The sequence below is a fragment of the Desulfosporosinus meridiei DSM 13257 genome (genome assembly GCF_000231385.2).
GTDB classification, from domain to species: Bacteria; Bacillota; Desulfitobacteriia; order Desulfitobacteriales; family Desulfitobacteriaceae; genus Desulfosporosinus; species Desulfosporosinus meridiei.
Map to the genome: position 1 here is coordinate 1206208 of NC_018515.1, position 17066 is coordinate 1223273.

Annotated in this window: 13 protein-coding genes; 11 read left to right on the forward strand and 2 right to left on the reverse strand. The window is 44.9% G+C overall.

Annotation, left to right across the window (positions count from 1 at the left end; genetic code table 11):
- Positions 1-10 precede the first annotated feature (10 nt).
- From DESMER_RS05615 to DESMER_RS05635, 5 genes are read left to right on the forward strand one after another with little or no spacing between them, the layout of a single operon-like run.
- Positions 11-967: a respiratory chain complex I subunit 1 family protein gene (locus DESMER_RS05615; protein ID WP_014902100.1), complete on the forward strand. Its 957-nt coding sequence runs from the start codon at positions 11-13 to the stop codon at positions 965-967.
- A 12-nt stretch (positions 968-979) separates the two neighbouring features.
- Positions 980-1633, forward strand: coding sequence for a hydrogenase (locus DESMER_RS05620; protein ID WP_014902101.1), 654 nt, complete (start codon positions 980-982; stop codon positions 1631-1633).
- Positions 1634-1639: 6 nt separating this feature from the next.
- The gene (locus tag DESMER_RS05625) at positions 1640-3094 is read left to right on the forward strand and encodes a proton-conducting transporter transmembrane domain-containing protein (protein ID WP_014902102.1); all 1455 of its coding nucleotides are present in this window, start codon (positions 1640-1642) and stop codon (positions 3092-3094) included.
- A gap of 1 nt (position 3095) precedes the next feature.
- Complete coding sequence (locus tag DESMER_RS05630) at positions 3096-4685, forward strand: hydrogenase large subunit (RefSeq protein ID WP_014902103.1); 1590 nt, start codon at positions 3096-3098, stop codon at positions 4683-4685.
- A gap of 19 nt (positions 4686-4704) precedes the next feature.
- The gene (locus tag DESMER_RS05635) at positions 4705-5199 is read left to right on the forward strand and encodes an NADH-quinone oxidoreductase subunit B family protein (RefSeq protein ID WP_014902104.1); all 495 of its coding nucleotides are present in this window, start codon (positions 4705-4707) and stop codon (positions 5197-5199) included.
- 141 nt (positions 5200-5340) lie between these two features.
- Here the strand turns inward: DESMER_RS05635 and DESMER_RS05640 are convergent, their stop codons facing one another.
- Together DESMER_RS05640 and DESMER_RS05645 are read right to left on the reverse strand one after the other, a co-directional pair.
- Positions 5341-7209 (reverse strand): sigma-54-dependent Fis family transcriptional regulator, encoded by a 1869-nt coding sequence (locus DESMER_RS05640; protein WP_014902105.1) that lies wholly within the window; start codon positions 7207-7209, stop codon positions 5341-5343.
- A gap of 336 nt (positions 7210-7545) precedes the next feature.
- Positions 7546-8568: a molybdopterin-binding protein gene (locus DESMER_RS05645; protein WP_014902106.1), complete on the reverse strand. Its 1023-nt coding sequence runs from the start codon at positions 8566-8568 to the stop codon at positions 7546-7548.
- Between the two features lie 485 nt (positions 8569-9053).
- On the opposite strand from DESMER_RS05645, the gene DESMER_RS05650 reads away from it, so the two are divergent.
- The 6 genes from DESMER_RS05650 to trsS all read left to right on the forward strand — a co-directional run bounded on the left by DESMER_RS05650 (position 9054) and on the right by trsS (position 17066).
- Entirely contained in the window at positions 9054-11780 is a 2727-nt protein-coding gene (locus tag DESMER_RS05650) for a molybdopterin-dependent aldehyde oxidoreductase (RefSeq protein WP_014902107.1), read from the forward strand.
- A gap of 172 nt (positions 11781-11952) precedes the next feature.
- Positions 11953-14250, forward strand: a complete 2298-nt coding sequence (locus tag DESMER_RS05655; protein WP_014902108.1) for a pyridine nucleotide-disulfide oxidoreductase/dicluster-binding protein — start codon at positions 11953-11955, stop codon at positions 14248-14250.
- Complete coding sequence (locus tag DESMER_RS05660; RefSeq protein WP_014902109.1) at positions 14247-14459, forward strand: DVU_1557 family redox protein; 213 nt, start codon at positions 14247-14249, stop codon at positions 14457-14459. Before DESMER_RS05655 ends, DESMER_RS05660 begins: the two co-directional genes overlap by 4 nt.
- A 12-nt stretch (positions 14460-14471) precedes the next feature.
- On the forward strand, positions 14472-14918 hold the full coding sequence (locus DESMER_RS05665) for a DVU_1555 family C-GCAxxG-C-C protein (RefSeq protein WP_014902110.1): 447 nt from the start codon (positions 14472-14474) through the stop codon (positions 14916-14918).
- Between the two features lie 3 nt (positions 14919-14921).
- Entirely contained in the window at positions 14922-15707 is a 786-nt protein-coding gene (trsM, locus tag DESMER_RS05670) for a DVU_1556 family methyltransferase (protein WP_014902111.1), read from the forward strand.
- Positions 15708-15710: 3 nt separating this feature from the next.
- Positions 15711-17066 (forward strand): radical SAM (seleno)protein TrsS, encoded by a 1356-nt coding sequence (gene trsS, locus DESMER_RS05675; RefSeq protein WP_014902112.1) that lies wholly within the window; start codon positions 15711-15713, stop codon positions 17064-17066.

The following is a 17066-nucleotide window of genomic DNA, read 5'->3' on the forward strand; positions in this document are numbered from 1 at the left end:
AGGGAAGATATTGGACGGATCATTAGTGTTTTCAACCCGTTTGGTCATGGGCTTGGGACATATACTCTTAATTTTAATTGCTGCTCCGCTTCTTCAAGGATTCATTAAAAAAAGTAAAGCCTTCTGGCAGATGAGACAGGGCCCATCGATTCTTCAACCTTATCGAGATTTGAGAAAATTGATGAAGAAGGAAGAACTAATCTCAGAACATGCCTCGGGGATCTTTTTTCTGACTCCGCGGATTGTTCTCGCATGCATGTTAATGGCGGGGCTTGTTATTCCAAATGTTTGGGGATGGGCACCTTTAAGCGGTTGGGGGGATCTTTTTGTATTTGGTGCAAGCCTTGGTTTAGCCCGATTGTTTTTAACCCTTTCAGGCTTAGAGGGGGCAGGAACTTTCGGGGGGATGGGTTCTAGTCGAGAACTCTTTGTAGGATTATTAACGGAGCCGCCATTGCTTCTGGGGTTGATTGTTTTAGCTTTTATCTCTAATACAACCTCCTTACAAGGGATAACCTCCGGACTGGAGAGTGTGCCTCTCATTTTTGTCCCGCGATTATTAGCAGTAATAGCTTTGGTCATCGTTTGTATTGCAGAGATGGGTCGGATTCCAGTCGATAACCCAGATACCCATTTAGAACTAACCATGATTCACGAAGGAATGTTGCTGGAGTATACCGGTTCATCCCTAGCTTTGCTAAATTTTGCCGAGCAGATCAAGCAACTTTTGCTGATTAGCTTATTGACTCAAATTGTATTGCCGAGCGGGTTGATCTGGGGGAGTGAAGGTTTTTTAGGAATCCTCTCGGCTTTGGGTTTTGCTGGAGTTAAGATTGCTGTTTTCGGATTCTTTTTTGCCACAGTAGAAAGTGTCTTTGTTAAGAAGCGCCTTTTCTTACTTCCTAATTATTTGGCAACCAGCACTGCCTTCGCAATTTTGGCCTTGGTATCACTTTGGTTTATATAAGGGGGTTATGAAGTGCAAAGTGATTTTGTAAATGAGCTTAATTTATTACTGATTGTGCTTTTAACGAGTGGATTGAGTATTGTCTATAGCGCGAAGGTTAAAACAGCCCTCAACTTGTGGACTTTGCAGACTTTGGCTGTTTCTATTCTTATCTTAGCACAAGGGATCTATTATCATGAACTGGACGTAATCATTGTGGGAACCCTGTTGTTAATTGGCAAGGTCGGAGTTATTCCTGTACTTTTAGGACGTGTCTTGAAAAAGTCCAAGACTGAGTGGGTAGGGGAAATATATTTAAAGCGCACTTCTTCCTTAGTGGTTGCCGGAGCCTTAACTCTCATTGCCTATGAAGTGACGGAACCATTGATAGTACTGCAACCAAGCTTTCGTAACGGTTTAGCTGTTGGCTTAGCCTTAATCTTTTATGGCCTGCTGCTAATGATGATCCGCAAAGTCGCAATAGTACAGGTTTTAGGAATCTTGCTTGTTGATAATGGAATATTCCTAGCAGGATTTTTCTTGACCCAAGGGATGCCTTTGTTGATAGAGCTGGGAAGTATGTTTGATATCCTAGTCGGGATTTTAGTAATTGCGATTCTGACTAAGCAAATGCTGGAGAATTATGATTCTCTAAATGTTGATCACATGAGGTCATTGAAAGGATAGTATGCGATGTTTATTGGAGTGGGAATAATCGCGGCAGTTGGCATGCTGATGTCGTCAAAGGGCATCTACTTAAAACTATGGAATTGTACGGCACTTGTTTTATTAGCTGTGACCGGTGGATGGACCATAAGACAAACCTTAAGCCAAGGGACATACGGAGATCGATCTGGCCTTTTATATTGGGATGCCTTGAGCGCTTTGCTGCTAAGCGTCATAATCATAATTGCGGTGTATGTTATTTTATTTTCTTTGGGGTACATGGAAAAAGAAGTACTGGAGAAGAAACTGCTTAGAAAAAGTTTGAAGTGGTATTATTTCTGGATATGGATCTTTATCGCAACAATGCTTATAGTTGTCAGTACACCTAACTTAGGGATTATTTGGGTAGGAATTGAGATGACGACCATAGCCACGACTCTTATAGTTGGATTCTATCGAAACAAACAGGCAGTTGAAGCTGCTTGGAAATATGTGGTCTTGTGCACGGTAGGAATCAGCTTTGCTTTGCTGGGAACAATGTTGCTTTTTGCCGCGGCTGCACCGCTCTTGAATCTAAGTTTAAGCGCCTTGGATTGGCGATTGCTCCCACAAGTTGCCAATCAACTAGACCAGAATTTTCTGCGTTTGGGTGTTATATTTGCAGTTGTTGGTTATGGGGCAAAGGTGGGATTAGTTCCAATGCATGCTTGGCTCCCTGATGCCCATAGTCAAGCACCCTCTCCGGTTAGTGCCTTACTCTCCGCTGTTCTGCTTAATTGTGCTCTTTATGCAATTTTACGTTGGTATACTTTAGCTCGTCTGACCTCTCTGGGCTCAGATTTCATGGGTACGATCCTGATGAGCTTTGGATTGTTATCGTTGGCAGTAATGGTTGGATTTATTTTATTGCAAAAAGATATCAAGCGCTTATTGGCCTATTCAAGTGTTGAACACATGGGAATCTTAGCCTTAGGGTTTGGGTTGGGAACTAGGGAAGCAGTCTGGGGAGCGTCTTTACATCTGTTTCTCCATGGTTTAACGAAAGCCAACCTCTTTGTTATTATAGGAAATTTAGTGCAGAAAACTGGAACAAGACAAATCCCTAGGATTCGTGGGATATTGAAAGTTTACCCTTACACAGGGATCATTATGGTTTTAGGATTATTAGCGATCACTGGAACTCCTCCTTTTGGAACTTTCAGGTCAGAGCTGAGTATCCTTTCCGGGCTGTATAAAACAGGACATCCAATCTTGGGCTTTTTGGCCATTTTATGCCTCACAATAGTTTTTGCAGGTTTCCTCTTTCATTTTCTCCAGATGCTCTTTGGAAAGCCGAGAGGGCATTATCACCCTGGAGAGAGTATTAGTACTCTAGCTCTGGCAATCCCGCTTTTAGTAGTCCTTTTTCTAGGTTTGTTCATTCCCCATAGCCTTAATGAGACCCTAAATCAAGTTGTCAAAGTCATATTGGGAGGAGTATAGGATGCAAGGCTTAAGGGAGTATTTACAGAGTTACCCTGATATCGAGATTCTTAAATGGGAAAAACAAGAGGGAATTGTCTCACTGCCTCCCCATGATTTTTCAGATCTATTGACCTATTGTTTAGCTGTGAAGCCCCGGCCAATTTGGTTAACTCATGTTGTCAATGACGAGCGACAGTTGGGAAATGGTTTTTCCATCTATTTAGTGCTTCATTTTCCTGGAAAGGATTTTTCACTCACTTTTGTGGCAAAAGGGATTACTGTCGAATTTCCTTCACTTACCTCAATTTTACCGGCTTTGAATTGGTCGGAACGAGAAGCTCAAGATCTCTTCGGTTTGCTCGCTGACGGACATCCTGATCCTCGCCCGCTGGTATTACATCCGGGCTGGCCTAAGGGGTTCTATCCTTTACGTAAGGATTTTCAAGCTGAGCAAGAATCTAAGGGGTTTAAATCAGCACCTTTAGTCTTTCCGGAAGGCCATGGCGATGGCTTATTTGAAATTCCAGTTGGCCCAATTCATGCTGGAATTATTGAACCGGGGCATTTTCGGTTTTATACCCTTGGAGAAGCTGTTCTCCACTTAGAGGCCCAACTCTTTTTTACGCATAAGGGAATTGAGAAGCTCCTTGAAGGTAAAAGCATAGCAGAAGGTTTAGGCATCATAGAACGGGTTTGTGGAGTATGCACGGTCAGTCATTCTCTCGCTTATTGTCAGGCGGTTGAAAAACTTGCTCAATTGGAAGCTCCTTATTCTGTCTTAATATGGAGAACAATTCTGGCGGAATTGGAACGAGTTTATAATCATATAGGGGATATCGGTAATATGTGTGCCGGAGTCGGCTTTGCTTTAGGGAATGCCAATGGTCTGCAATGTAAGGAAAGGCTCCAACGCCTAAATCTAGAATTCTTTGGTCACCGATTTTTAAGGGGTACGGTGGTTCCCGGGGGCGTTAAATCAATCCCTACACTTAAGGAATCTCAAAGGATTTTAAAACAACTCATTGGACTAGCCAGCGATTTTGAAGAATGGATACCTTTGCTGCTCAAACACGACGGCTTTCGTCAAAGGGCTATCACGACTGGAATATTAAAGTCAGAAAGTGCAATGGATTTAGGAGTTACTGGGCCAGCCGCCCGGGCCTCGGGTTTACGTTATGATTGGCGAGAACTTCATGCCCATTTGGTATACCCAGAGCTGAAGGTTAAAGCTATGGTCGAAAACGAGGGAGATGTTTGGTCAAGGTTGATGGTTAGGGTCGAGGAAACAAGGGAAAGTTTCCGGTTTCTAAGAGAGTTATTGCAAAAAGGGTGGATGGAATCAGAGGTTCTAGATGTCAATCCAAAGGCCCTTGAAGAAAATATGATGATTCCTTGGCAGCCAGCTTGGGGATGTGTTGAGTCTCCTCGAGGAACTGATGTTGTCTGGCTCATGTTGGATGACAACAATAAAATTTACCGCTGCCGAATTCGATCAGCAAGCTATGCCAACTGGCCGGCAGTACCTCTGACGGTGCCAGGCAATATTGTCCCGGATTTTCCATTAATCAATAAAAGTTTTGAATTGTGCTATAGCTGCTGTGACCGCTAGTTGAAAAGGGGAAGATAACATGTGGAGTTTGTTGCTCCGAAAACTGAAAATAGGGCGTCTCACAGAAAAGGGCGGGCTTGTAATAACAGCGCCAAAGCCGTCTAATTTACCTAAAGAATTTAGACAATCTTTGCAAATTCGTCATCTGGATTGTGGCTCTTGTAATGGGTGTGATTGGGAAATTACAGCTCTTATTAATTCGGTCTATGACCTTCAGCATTACGGAATTGACTTTGTAGCTTCCCCACGTCATGCAGACCTCTTAATGTGTACAGGGCCTGGCTCTACTCAATTATTAAAAGCAGCTCATGAGACCTATGAAGCTATGGCCAAACCAAAATGGGTCATGGCGGTGGGGGATTGTGCCATAGATGGCGGGGTATTTAAGGATGGGTATGCCAGTGAAAAAGGTATCGGTGGAGTATTATCGGTGGATTTTAAGGTTCCGGGTTGCCCACCTTCACCAAAAGATATAATTTCTGCTTTGCTGGAATTTATGGGCAAACGAATTTGAACTTGGGGCAAATAGAACGTAAAGTCAATCGAAAAAAACTCCCGTAAATAAATTAATCCCTGGCAGTTCAAGTTGAACTGTCAGGGATTAATTTGTTTTAGTCAAGTAATTCAATCTAACTGAAAAGGATAAAAGTTAAGTTTAAACCTGAATATCCAGCTCTTTTATCTTGCGGTAGAGTGTATTTCGTCCAATCCCCAATATTTTTGCGGCGGGGGCAATTTTCCCTCTGGTTTGGGTTAAGGCGTAGAGGATTGTTTGCTTAGTTTGTTGATATAGTAAAGTTTCGGTTGTACACTCGGATTTTGAATCTTTCTGAATAAGTTCGTCAGGCAAGTTTTCCACGGTTAGAATCGAGCTGTCAGCCAAAGCAACCATGCTTTCAATACAGTTTTCCAGTTCACGGACATTTCCGGGCCAGGAGTGAGCCAATAAATAAGAATAGACGTCTTCATCAATCCCCAAGGGTTGGCCATTAAATGATTCGCAGGCTTTGCGAATAAAGTGGGGGACTAATTCTCTTATGTCTTCACTACGTTCGCGTAAGGGGGGTAGTTCTAAAGTGACAACTTTCAGACGATAATATAGATCTAAGCGAAAGAGTTCCTTTTCAACGAGAGCGTTGAGGTTTTTATGCGTCGCGGTAATCACCCGAACATTAATCTTTTTGGCTTTAATATCTCCAATTCGAGAAACTTCCTTTTCTTGAAGTACTCTAAGGAGCGCCACCTGAACGTTCAAAGGCATATCACCAATTTCATCAAGGAAAATAGTTCCTTTGTCTGCTAATTCGAACTTTCCGGGTTTCCCCCCACGGCGGGCTCCCGTGAAGGCACCCTCAACATAGCCAAATAGTTCACTTTCAATCAGTGTGGGAGACAGTGAAGCACAGTTTAAAGCAACAAAAGGACCTTCTCGACGTGGACTGAGTTGATGAATTGATTTAGCGATTATTTCTTTTCCCGTGCCACTTTCACCATGGATGAGAACGGAAGAATGGGTTGCGGCTACTCTCGAAGCTTGTTCCAGAATTCGTTGCGACGCTCGACTGCGTCCGACCCATAAGGTATTTGCTGGGGCTCGATGATTGCTTTGTAGAGTTCCGACTGCTCCTAATGGTTCGCCGGCATCGTTGACCACACGCTTTAAGTGTGAGGATATTTCTTTTCCCGTCCGATCCTTTAAATGCAGATCTAGAGAATGTCCGCTTAACATCCACCCTTTTGGAGAACTGAAGATATCAGCTGCCGGTCTGCCTATGATGTCTGTTTGTCTTCGCCCCAGCAGCGCAGCGCCAAAACTGTTAATGTTTGTGATGATACCATTATTATCAATGGCCAGAAACCCTTGGTGCAATAGGGAGGATGCCAGCTTGGCTCCCTCTTGATAAAACTTTAATTGATTTTCCAGTTCAAACACCTGCAAGTTTTTTTTGATCATACTTGCACCCATCATAGCAATATTTAAAATCTTTTCCTGATCATGATTGGCTTCTCCGCTGATATCTAAGACACCGATAGGTTTCCCCTGGGCATTTTGTATCGGAGCAGCCCAACAGGCTAAAAAGTGATTATCACGCACAAAATGCTCCCAGCCAGACACTGAGGTAGGGGCATTGTCGCGGAGAGCTGTTCCGATGGCGTTAGTTCCGCGAATTTCTTCACTCCAACTAGCACCCGGACTCAGATTGACCCTTTGTGCTTTAGTCATAAAAGGCGCGTCGCCGATGGCTTCAATTATATATCCATCATTATCACCTAACAAAATAGTGTAATTGGTGCTTCCCAGCAGGTCAAAAATGTAGGGTAGAACCGTCTCCCCGGCTCGGATTAGGGCCTCTTTAGCTTCGCGGCGTTCACTGAGCCGCGGCAAAGATAGAATATCCTGATTAGAAATTAGGGTGTGGTCTACACGATACTCTAAGCTTCTTTGCCACGAACGATAGATGGAAGGAGTGACTTCGGATTCAACGCTTTCCCCATTAATGAAACGTTTCCAGTGGTTATCCATAGATCCCTTCCCCATCCTCTCTAGTCATGGAGTTTGTTCCTTACAATTGTCAGAATATCATATCTATTTCGATCAGACAACACCAAAGCTTGAGACAAATTGTTCTATTTTGGAACAAAAATTGGATGCAAATCGATCAAATATGGAGCATTGAGGTCAATAAATGGTAAACTGTCTTACCTAATTGAGCTATTTTCTGGGTTCCTAATACTCACTTAAGTCTCTTTAGCATGATATAAAATATAAATAAACCACAGGCGGATTCTTAAAACACCTGTGGTTTGGTTTCTTTTACTTGAACCAAAGTAACTTCGGCTCTAGACAGTCAAATTATCCTTACTTACCAAAGGAACAGCGGGGATAGATGCAGACGGGACAGTTGAGACAAAGGCCTCCACTTCCTAGCTTGACGATATCCAGGCGTGTCAAACGCTCTCCTGTCATCAAGCGTGGAGCAATTAAGTCAAAGGCCGTCGTCTTAGAATACATTACGCACCCAGGTAATCCCATGATAGGGATTTTTCCAATATAAGCCAGCAAAAACATGGCTCCCGGCAACACGGGGGCACCATAGGTAATAAGCTCTGCGCCCATTTCTTTGATGGCTGTGGGCGTAACATCGTCCGGATCAACAGACATGCCGCCGCTCACTAAGACCATTTCTGCACCTTGATTTAGCTGCTCTCTAATAGAGCTCTGGATCAAGGAAACATCATCATTGGCCAAGGTATGGGCAATAACCTCAGATCCCCAGTTTTCAACCTTAGCACGCAGAACAGGGCCAAATTTATCTTGGATTCGTCCGTGGTAGACTTCACTCCCTGTGGTTACTATGCCCACTTTCGCGTGCTTGAGAGGTCGGACTTCCAGAATAGGTTCTTTAAAGGTTTTAGCAATCCCTTCAGCTTCCTTGATCACGGCCTCATCAATCATCAGGGGTACAACTCGGGTTCCGCCGACTATATCCCCTTTTTTGACCGGATAGTGATTGTGAAGGGTAGATAGAATAACCTGTTCTAATGTATTTAAGGCCAGAATGCCGTCTACAGAAGAATAAAGGAGTCCGTCATGGGCAGCAGTTAAGTTTACTTTTCCTTCCTTAGGTTCGTCGAGAACTAGGCCAGAACCGGCAACGGCTTGGGCAAGGCGCTCCGCAGCTTCATTTTCGTGGATTAAGCCCGGTGTCTGATCCCAAACATAAATATGCTCCTTACCCATACTAAGCAGGACTGAAATATCTTCGTCTCGAACGATATGTCCCTTTCGAAATCGCGGCCCTTTGCTGACCCCGGGGATAATCTGAGTCATATCGTGAATAAGAATAGTGCCAACAGAATCCTTTACCTTGATTTTTTCCATGAAGATATCCTCCAATACATCGTGTAAGGGTGTTCGATTACACCTCACCAGAAGCAGGGAAGAAAAATGTCAGAGTTCAAGGCAGATTGAGGGGAAATCAAGCTGCCCAATTGCATGGTACAGCATTCTTGTCGGATGGTCAAGAGGGAAGTGTTTTGGTGAGAGGATTAGAGAATAGGGAAGAGAGACGAAGTTTTAATAGTCTGAATCATGGCATGATTATTGCAACAATCTTCAAGTAAAGCAAAGTAGAGCAAATTAAATCAAAGTTAACCAAACTTAGGCAAGCGAATTTATAGCCTGCTAAAAAAAGAATGGGAGGAATATTTGTCAGTTGTTTAACAAGTGAGTGGGGAAATTTGCTCTTTTGCTGTCCAGAACATACCAGATATTAGTTCGAAAAATGAAGTCATCAAGCTATAGCACAAACTGGGAGAACAAAAGCAGATTGTAGAGGATTAAGCAAGGAAAAAGGAGAGAAAAGGATGATTAAGAAACATGTCATTATCAACGGTAACCCTCAAACATTAATTGTTGATGGTGAAGTAACTCTAGCCAATGTCTTACGGGGACAACTGCACATGACCGGAACTAAAATAGGCTGTGGTAAGGCTCAATGCGGTGCTTGTTCCGTTATTGTCGATGGTAAAGTCATTCGATCCTGCGTTACAAAAATGAAACGAATTGCTGATGAAGCTGTTATTACCACGATTGAAGGCGTGGGCACCAAGGAACACTTACACCCCTTACAGCTGGCCTGGATGATTCATGGTGCTGCTCAATGTGGTTTTTGTAGTCCGGGATTCATTGTTTCTGCCAAACAACTCTTAGAGGAAAATAATAATCCCACGAGGGACGAGGTTCGAGATTGGTTCCAAAAGCACAGAAATGCCTGCCGATGTACAGGGTACAAACCTTTAGTTGACGCAGTAATGGAAGCTTCTCGTTTAATACGCGGTGAGGTAACTGTTGAAGAGTTATGGTGTAAATTGCCTGAAGACGGACGGATTTGGGGCACAGAGTACATTCGCCCTTCGGCCTTGGCCAAAGTTACAGGTACTTGGGATTTCGGTGCTGATGTAGGAATCAAAATGCCTTGTGAAACTTTGCAGCTCAAATTGGTACAGGCCAAAGTTTCTCATGCTAATATTCTCTCCATTGATACCTCTGAAGCTGAGAAAATGCCGGGAGTTTATCGAGTTATTACCCATAAAGATGTTGTCGGCAAAAACCAAATTACCGGTTTAATCACTTTCCCAACCAATAAGGGAGATGGATGGGATCGCCCGATTCTCTGTGAGAAAAAAGTGTTCCAATTTGGCGATGCCATAGCCATTGTTGCAGCTGATACGGCAGCACACGCTCAGGCAGCGGCTGATAAAGTAAAAGTGGAACTTGAATTGCTCCCCGAATACATGAGTGCTCCTGCAGCCATGGCGGATGATGCCATTGAAATACACCCCGGCACACCCAACGTTTATTTCGAAACCAAGGTGGTAAAAGGAGATGAAACCGCTCCTTTAATGGAAACCGCTGATGTAGTTGTGGAGGATGACTTTTATATCGGACGACAACCACATATGCCTATTGAACCAGATGTGGGTTTTGCCTTTTTCAATGAAGAGGGTAAGCTGATTATTCATTCTAAGAGTATCGGAATTCATCTCCATCAAGCAATGATCTGTGCAGGGATCGGAATTGAGTCCGATAAGCTGATTTTGGTACAAAACCCTGCCGGTGGAACTTTTGGCTATAAATTCAGTCCAACCATTGAAGCTTTATTAGGGGTTGCCGCTGTGGCCACAGGTAAACCGGTCTACCTGGAATTTGACTACTATCAGCAAACCACTTATACAGGAAAACGTTCACCTTTCTTTATTAATCTCAAATATGGGGCGACTAAAGAGGGTAAATTAGTAGCCATGGAATCAGATTGGACTGTCGACCATGGTCCCTATTCTGAATTCGGCGACTTGCTGACTATGCGCGGTACACAGTTCATAGGCTGCGGTTACAATATCCCCAATATTCGGGGTAATGGACGAACTGTGTGTACGAACCATGCTTGGGGTTCGGCTTTCCGAGGGTATGGATCTCCACAAAGTACCTTCTCCTCAGAGGTATTAATGGACGAATTGGCAGAAAAGTTAGGAATGGATCCCTTTGAATTACGTTACAAAAACGTCTACAGACCGGGGGATACCACACCAACGGGATGTGAACCTGATGTCTACTGCCTGGTGGATATTCTGGATAAACTTAAACCTTGCTATGAAACGGCTCAGGAATGGGTTAAACAGCCGGCATCCTCACCTGACAAGAAACGCGGAATTGGAATATCCATTGGTGTCTATGGATCAGGCCTGGACGGAGCAGACAGCTCTGTGGTCAATGCAGAGTTAACTTCAAAAGGCGTAACAATATATACTTCTTGGGAAGACCATGGGCAGGGTGCGGATATGGGAACTTTAGCAACGGCTCATGAAGCCCTGCGTCCTTTGGGAATCAAGCCAGAGGATATCAAGTTGGTCATGAATGACATGGAGAAAACTCCTAACAGCGGACCGGCGGGTGGAAGTCGTTCCCAAGTATTAGTTGGTAATGCAACTCGAGTTGCTTGTGAAGAACTCATCAAAGGGATTAGCAAAGAGGACGGAACTTTCCGCACCTATGACGAGATGATTGCCGAAAAATTGCCGGTTTATTTTAGCGGTGCTTGGACTGCTCCTGCTTCGGAGTGCAGTGTAGAGACCGGACAAGGAAATCCCTTTGCCGTCTATATGTACGGAGCTTTCTTATCTCAAGTTGAAGTCAACATCACCACCGGGAAGACTGAAGTTGTAAAAATGACAATGGTAGCAGATGTAGGAAAAATCGCCAACAAATTAGTCGTAGATGGACAATTGTATGGCGGCTTAGTTCAAGGTTTAGGCTTAGCTCTTAGTGAAGATTTCGAAGACATCAAGAAACACATTGATTTGATCAGCTGTGGCTTACCATTTATTAAAGATGTCCCGGATAATATTGAACTCCATTATGTAGAGACCCATAGGCCTCATGGCCCCTTCGGAGCTGCAGGCTCAGGAGAATTGCCCCTGACCTCTCCTCATGCTTCCATCATCAACGCCATTTACAACGCGTGCGGAGCTCGGATCACCCACCTGCCTGCTCGTCCGGAAAAGGTTCTGGCGGCACTCAATGCTAAGAAATAATTAATCCGTCGGCTACGAACTTTGTATTACTCTTAAAGACTCCTCCTGGGGAAACAGGGGACGGTTCTTCTGTCTGGCTCTGGGAGGAGCGCTTTTTATCCTTTGCTGGCTCTGCGTCAGCAGCATGGATGTCTACCCTGAAATAACATTATAAAGTGAGTTGGTGTTGCTAATGGATCAAGACGAACTAAAAAAGCAAGAAGCCAAGTGTACTCAGGAAAGCCCTCCGGCCTGTACGGCAGGCTGTCCTATTCACGTAGACGTTCGGAAATTGATGACGGATATTCAAAAACAAGATTGGAAAAGTGCCTTAGCAACCCTCCAAAAGAAACAGCCCTTTCCCGGAATCATCGGACGAATCTGTGATCATCCCTGTGAAGCTGTCTGTCTTCGCCAAGACGTGGGAACAGCAGTTGCCATTTCTGCCCTAGAAGGGTTTTGTGTGCAAAATCACTATGCAAAAGTCAAGATGGGAATAGTTCCCTCAAAAAGCCAGACCGTTGCTATAGTTGGTTCAGGCCTGAGAGGCTTGACGGCAGCCTATGACTTAGCTAAAAAAGGATATAAAGTTAGCCTGTTTGAGAAAACTGACCGTTTGGGCGGATATCTCTGGAGTTACCCGAAGGATCAACTACCTTCTGAGATTATCGTCGAGGAATTGTCCGTGTTAAGCAGGCTCAACGTTCAGATACATCTAAACACAGCAATAACCTCCCAGGATTTAGGCCAACTCCAAGGAAAATTTAATGTCTTATATCTGGGGCTGGCCGAAAATTCACCGGAGATAACAGAGCTCTTAGGTGAGCAGCTGCAGATTGATCCCGCTACCTGTGCAACTCTCCTTCCTGGAATATTTGGCGGGTCTTATGCAGGTAATAATTCTCTCATTAATTCAGTAGCTGACGGCCGGAAGGCAGCAGTTTCCATGGATCGCTATTTGCAGGGCGTCTCCTTGACTGCTTCACGAGAAGGAGAAGGGGCTTTTGAGACCCAATTGTACGTTAATACCCGTGGAATAGATCCTTTATCCCGGGTGCCAATGAGTAACAGCTCCCAAGGGTATACCCTTGAGGAAGCCCTTCAAGAAGCGGGCAGGTGTCTGGACTGTCAATGTCTGGAGTGCGTTAAAGCTTGTAAGTATATGCAGGAATACGGAAGTTACCCTAAAAAGTATTTGAGGCAGATCTATAATAACGATACCATCGTCATGGGAATGCGCCATGGGAATAAAATGATCAATTCCTGCAGTCTCTGTGGCCAGTGCGCAGAAATATGTCCTCAGGGGCTGGATCTGGGGGTGGCCTGTAAAGCAACCCGGGAGAGCATGGTAAGCAAAGGGAAAATGCCTCCCTCGGCTCATGATTTCGCTCTGAGGGATATGACTTTCAACAACAGCGCGGAATTCACTTTAACCAGACATCAACCCGGCCACACTTCCAGTAAGTATGTCTTTTTTCCCGGCTGTCAATTAAGTGGTTCTTCGCCGGAACGAGTGAAACAGGTTTATGCCTATTTAACTGACAAGCTTTCCGGAGGAGTAGCTCTCCTGCTGCGTTGCTGCAACGCTCCCGCCGATTGGGCCGGAGATCAAGAATTATTTCAAAACAGTTTAAAGGATTTAGTGAATGAATGGGAGTCCTTAGGCAAACCGCAAATCATTGTCGCCTGCTCTACCTGTCACAGCATATTCCGGGAGAGGTTTCCGGAGGTGGTATCTTTATGGGAGCTGATGGCGGACTTGGGATTGCCTGAGCAGGGAGTCTGCCCCACCGGGGTTAAACTGGCTGTTCAAGACCCTTGTACCACAAGAAATGAGCCAAACCTCCAAGCTGCCGTACGCCAAATCTTACAGGAGCTGGGGTGTGAGATTGAAGAATTGCCCTACAGCAAAGAACGAACCAAGTGTTGTGGCTTCGGAGGACTGACATCCTTTGCTAATCCGAATTTAGGGAAGAAGATTGTTGAAGATCGAATCCAGGAAAGTTCTACGGACTATGTGGCCTACTGTGCGATGTGCCGGGATAATTTTGCCTCCCAGGGCAAACGAACGGTTCATCTCTTAGATTTGATGTTCGATACTAACTTTGAAGAGGCGGCACTTAGACCCAGGGTTGGTTTATCATATCGGCACGAAAATCGAGCAAAATTAAAAAGCACCTTGTTAGACTCGCTGTGGAAAGAAGTTCTGCCGAAAAAGGATGTGGCCTATTTGCAGATTAAACTCCAGTTAGATGAAAGAGTCCTGGGGATTATGGAAGAACGACGGATATTAATTGAAGATATTCAACGGGTCATAGAACTGGCCGAAGGGACGGGAAGAAAGTTTGTTAACCCTGACAATGGTCACAGCTTAGCCTATTTCCGGCCTGTCAAAGTGACCTATTGGGTTGAATATCAAGAACAGGAGCAAGGCTTTGTGGTACTCAATGTGTACAGCCACCGCATGGAAATTGTGGAGGAAGGATCATGAATAACAATCAAAAACAGACTCCTAAAACCCCTTGGAAGTGTGGGAAATGTGGCGGAGAGCTCCAGAGAGGGGCGGTCAAGGCCTCCTATTTGGGTAATGATTTTGTCGTAGAAGAGTTAAAATGCCTAAGCTGTGGCCTGGTCTTAATTACAGAAGATCTGGCTTTAGGGAAAATGTTTGAAGTAGAACAAAGCCTTGAGGATAAGTGAGGGGGGAGCGGGATGACCGTCGACGCATTTCGCATGTTTCAATTAGCTACCCAGGGATTCTGCTGCAGCCAAATCATGGTTATTCTAGGATTAGATGAACAAGGCCAGGAAAACCCAGACTTAATTAGAGCCATGCATGGGTTGTGCGGAGGGATAGGCAGATCGGGAAAAACCTGCGGAGCACTTACCGGCGGAGTGTGTGTACTTGGCTTAAAGATGGGGAAAGGAACGCCCCAGGAATTTGGTCATTCCAAATTAAACCGGATGATCAATGATTTGCTGGAGTGGTTTGAAGAGGTTCATGGCAGTATCGATTGTGACGGGATTTTAGATCACTCTCTGGGCGAGGGTAATGAGTACCCAGTGCAATGCGGCAATATTGTTTCAACTACCTTTAGTAAGGTTAATGAGATTTTGGCTGCCTATGCGGATGAGCCGGAAATGTCGGATGAGGAATAAACAGTGGATAATAATGACCAAGGAATTTTTAAACTATATGAGAGTGACCTCTTGCGCCAGAGTACAGGGGATACCCTGAGACCGGGTGGTTTTTACTTAACGGATCTTGGAGTAAAAAGCTGCAATTTTTCCCCGGGGGCGCGGGTACTAGATGTGGGCTGCGGCAGCGGCGCAACAGTTGATCGTTTGGTTTCCTTGTATGGACTACAGGCTTTAGGACTGGATCCCTCAGCACTGCTTCTGGAAAGTGGTCTAAAGAAGAACCCCAGTTTGAATCTGATTCAAGGACAGGGAGAAGACTTGCCTTTTCCTGCTCAGCAAATGGACGGAGTATTTGCCGAGTGCGCTTTGTCCGTTATGGCAGACCTGGATCAAGTTCTCCAGGAAATTTTTAGAGTTCTTAAACCAGGCGGGTGGTTAGTTATCAATGACGTTTATGCCAAGAATCCCGACGGACTTACTGGTCTTCAAGCCCTTAAGCTCGATTCATGTATTCGCAGGGCCCTGCCCAAAGAGGCATTAGTTGATAAACTTCTCCAACAGGGTTTTCGACTTGTTAATTGGATGGATCATACCAACTTATTGACCCAGCTAACTGTCAATTTAATCATGACCCATGGCTCCATGGACAATTTTTGGCTGAAGACATCAACCTGCTCGTGTTCTAATCTAGACTCAGGTTCTGAATCAATTGATCCGATCCTTGTTCGAGGGGCTCTTAAGCAAGCCAAGATGGGATATTTCCAACTGATTGCCCAAAAGAAGGCTACTTCAGTTAGAAAGGGATAGCAGATGGATATAAGAGACGAATATTTGATATCCGCAACCGAAAGCTTCACCGAGAGTTTATGTCCGGAATGTTTGCAGAGAATTCCGGCTCAGCGAGTGGTTGAGAAGGATGCAGTTTATATGGTCAAGCAATGCCCGGAACATGGAGACTATAGAACCCTGCTTTGGCGTGGGAGTCCCCAATGGGACTCTTGGCTCAGACCAACCATTCCGACCCCGCCAAAGGAGTGCTTTACTCAGGTTGAGAAAGGATGTCCCTTTGATTGCGGCTTATGCCGAGAACATTATAAGACAACCTGTACAGCTTTGCTGGAGATTACTCAGCGTTGTAATTTAAACTGCCGGGTTTGTTTTGCCAATGCCGGTACGGAGCTTGATGAACCATCCTTAGCAGTGATCGAGGGATGGTATAAGAAGGTTCTTACTGCCAGCGGTTCGGTCAATATTCAGTTGTCCGGCGGCGAACCAACTATTAGAGATGACCTGCCGGAAATTGTGGAGATGGGAAGGAGCTTAGGCTTCAACTTTATTCAGCTAAACACCAATGGCTTGCGTCTGGCGGAAGACTTTGCTTTTGTAAGCCGATTGAAAGAAGCGGGTCTTAGCTCCGTGTTCCTGCAATTTGACGGTACAGAGGATTTGATTTATCAGACAATCAGAGGCCGCAAGCTTTTGGAGGTTAAGGCCAAAGCCATAGACAATTGCGCTGAACAGGAGATTGGGGTGGTCTTAGTCCCTACCTTGATCCCGGGGATTAATACTCACAATATCGGAGGAATCCTCAAGTTTGCCTTAGAGAAACATCCCGCTGTCAGAGGGGTGCACTTTCAGCCCGTTAGTTATTTCGGAAGGATTCTCAAGGAACCCCAGGATTCAGACCGGATCACCCTCCCTGAAGTCATTCGAGCCATTGAGGAACAGACGGATGGACTGATCAAGGTCGGCAATCTGAAACCCCATAATGGTCGCTGCTCCTTTAGCGGCAATTTCATCAAACAAAGGGACGGTTCATTAAAGCCCATTGTCAATAATTCCTGTTGCACCGGGCCGGAGCGGGCAGATGAGCTGGCTCGAAAAACCCGAAGTTTTGTGGCTCGGCAATGGTCGGGGGCAGAAACCTTAAAGATTCAGCCTCTAAGCACCCAGCCCTCCAACTCCTGGGACAATCTAATTCAACAACTGAAAACCTATGCCTTTTCCATCAGCGGTATGGCCTTTCAGGATGTCTGGAATCTGGATATTGAACGCCTAAAAAATTGTTGTATTCATGTGGTCAGCCCTGAAGGCAAGTTAATTCCTTTTTGCGCTTACAACCTTACAGATAAACTCGGGCACTCAATTTACCGGAGGGAGAGATAG

Bases quoted from the DNA above. Each gene is read 5' to 3' on its own strand.
- DESMER_RS05625 (WP_014902102.1), top strand. From the start codon at position 1,640: ATGTTTATTGGAGTGGGAATAATCGCGGCAGTTGGCATGCTGATGTCG.
- DESMER_RS05630 (WP_014902103.1), top strand. From the start codon at position 3,096: ATGCAAGGCTTAAGGGAGTATTTACAGAGTTACCCTGATATCGAGATT.
- DESMER_RS05635 (WP_014902104.1), top strand. From the start codon at position 4,705: ATGTGGAGTTTGTTGCTCCGAAAACTGAAAATAGGGCGTCTCACAGAA.
- DESMER_RS05640 (WP_014902105.1), bottom strand. From the start codon at position 7,209: ATGGATAACCACTGGAAACGTTTCATTAATGGGGAAAGCGTTGAATCC.
- DESMER_RS05645 (WP_014902106.1), bottom strand. From the start codon at position 8,568: ATGGAAAAAATCAAGGTAAAGGATTCTGTTGGCACTATTCTTATTCAC.
- DESMER_RS05650 (WP_014902107.1), top strand. From the start codon at position 9,054: ATGATTAAGAAACATGTCATTATCAACGGTAACCCTCAAACATTAATT.
- DESMER_RS05655 (WP_014902108.1), top strand. From the start codon at position 11,953: ATGGATCAAGACGAACTAAAAAAGCAAGAAGCCAAGTGTACTCAGGAA.
- DESMER_RS05660 (WP_014902109.1), top strand. From the start codon at position 14,247: ATGAATAACAATCAAAAACAGACTCCTAAAACCCCTTGGAAGTGTGGG.
- DESMER_RS05665 (WP_014902110.1), top strand. From the start codon at position 14,472: ATGACCGTCGACGCATTTCGCATGTTTCAATTAGCTACCCAGGGATTC.
- trsS (WP_014902112.1), top strand. From the start codon at position 15,711: ATGGATATAAGAGACGAATATTTGATATCCGCAACCGAAAGCTTCACC.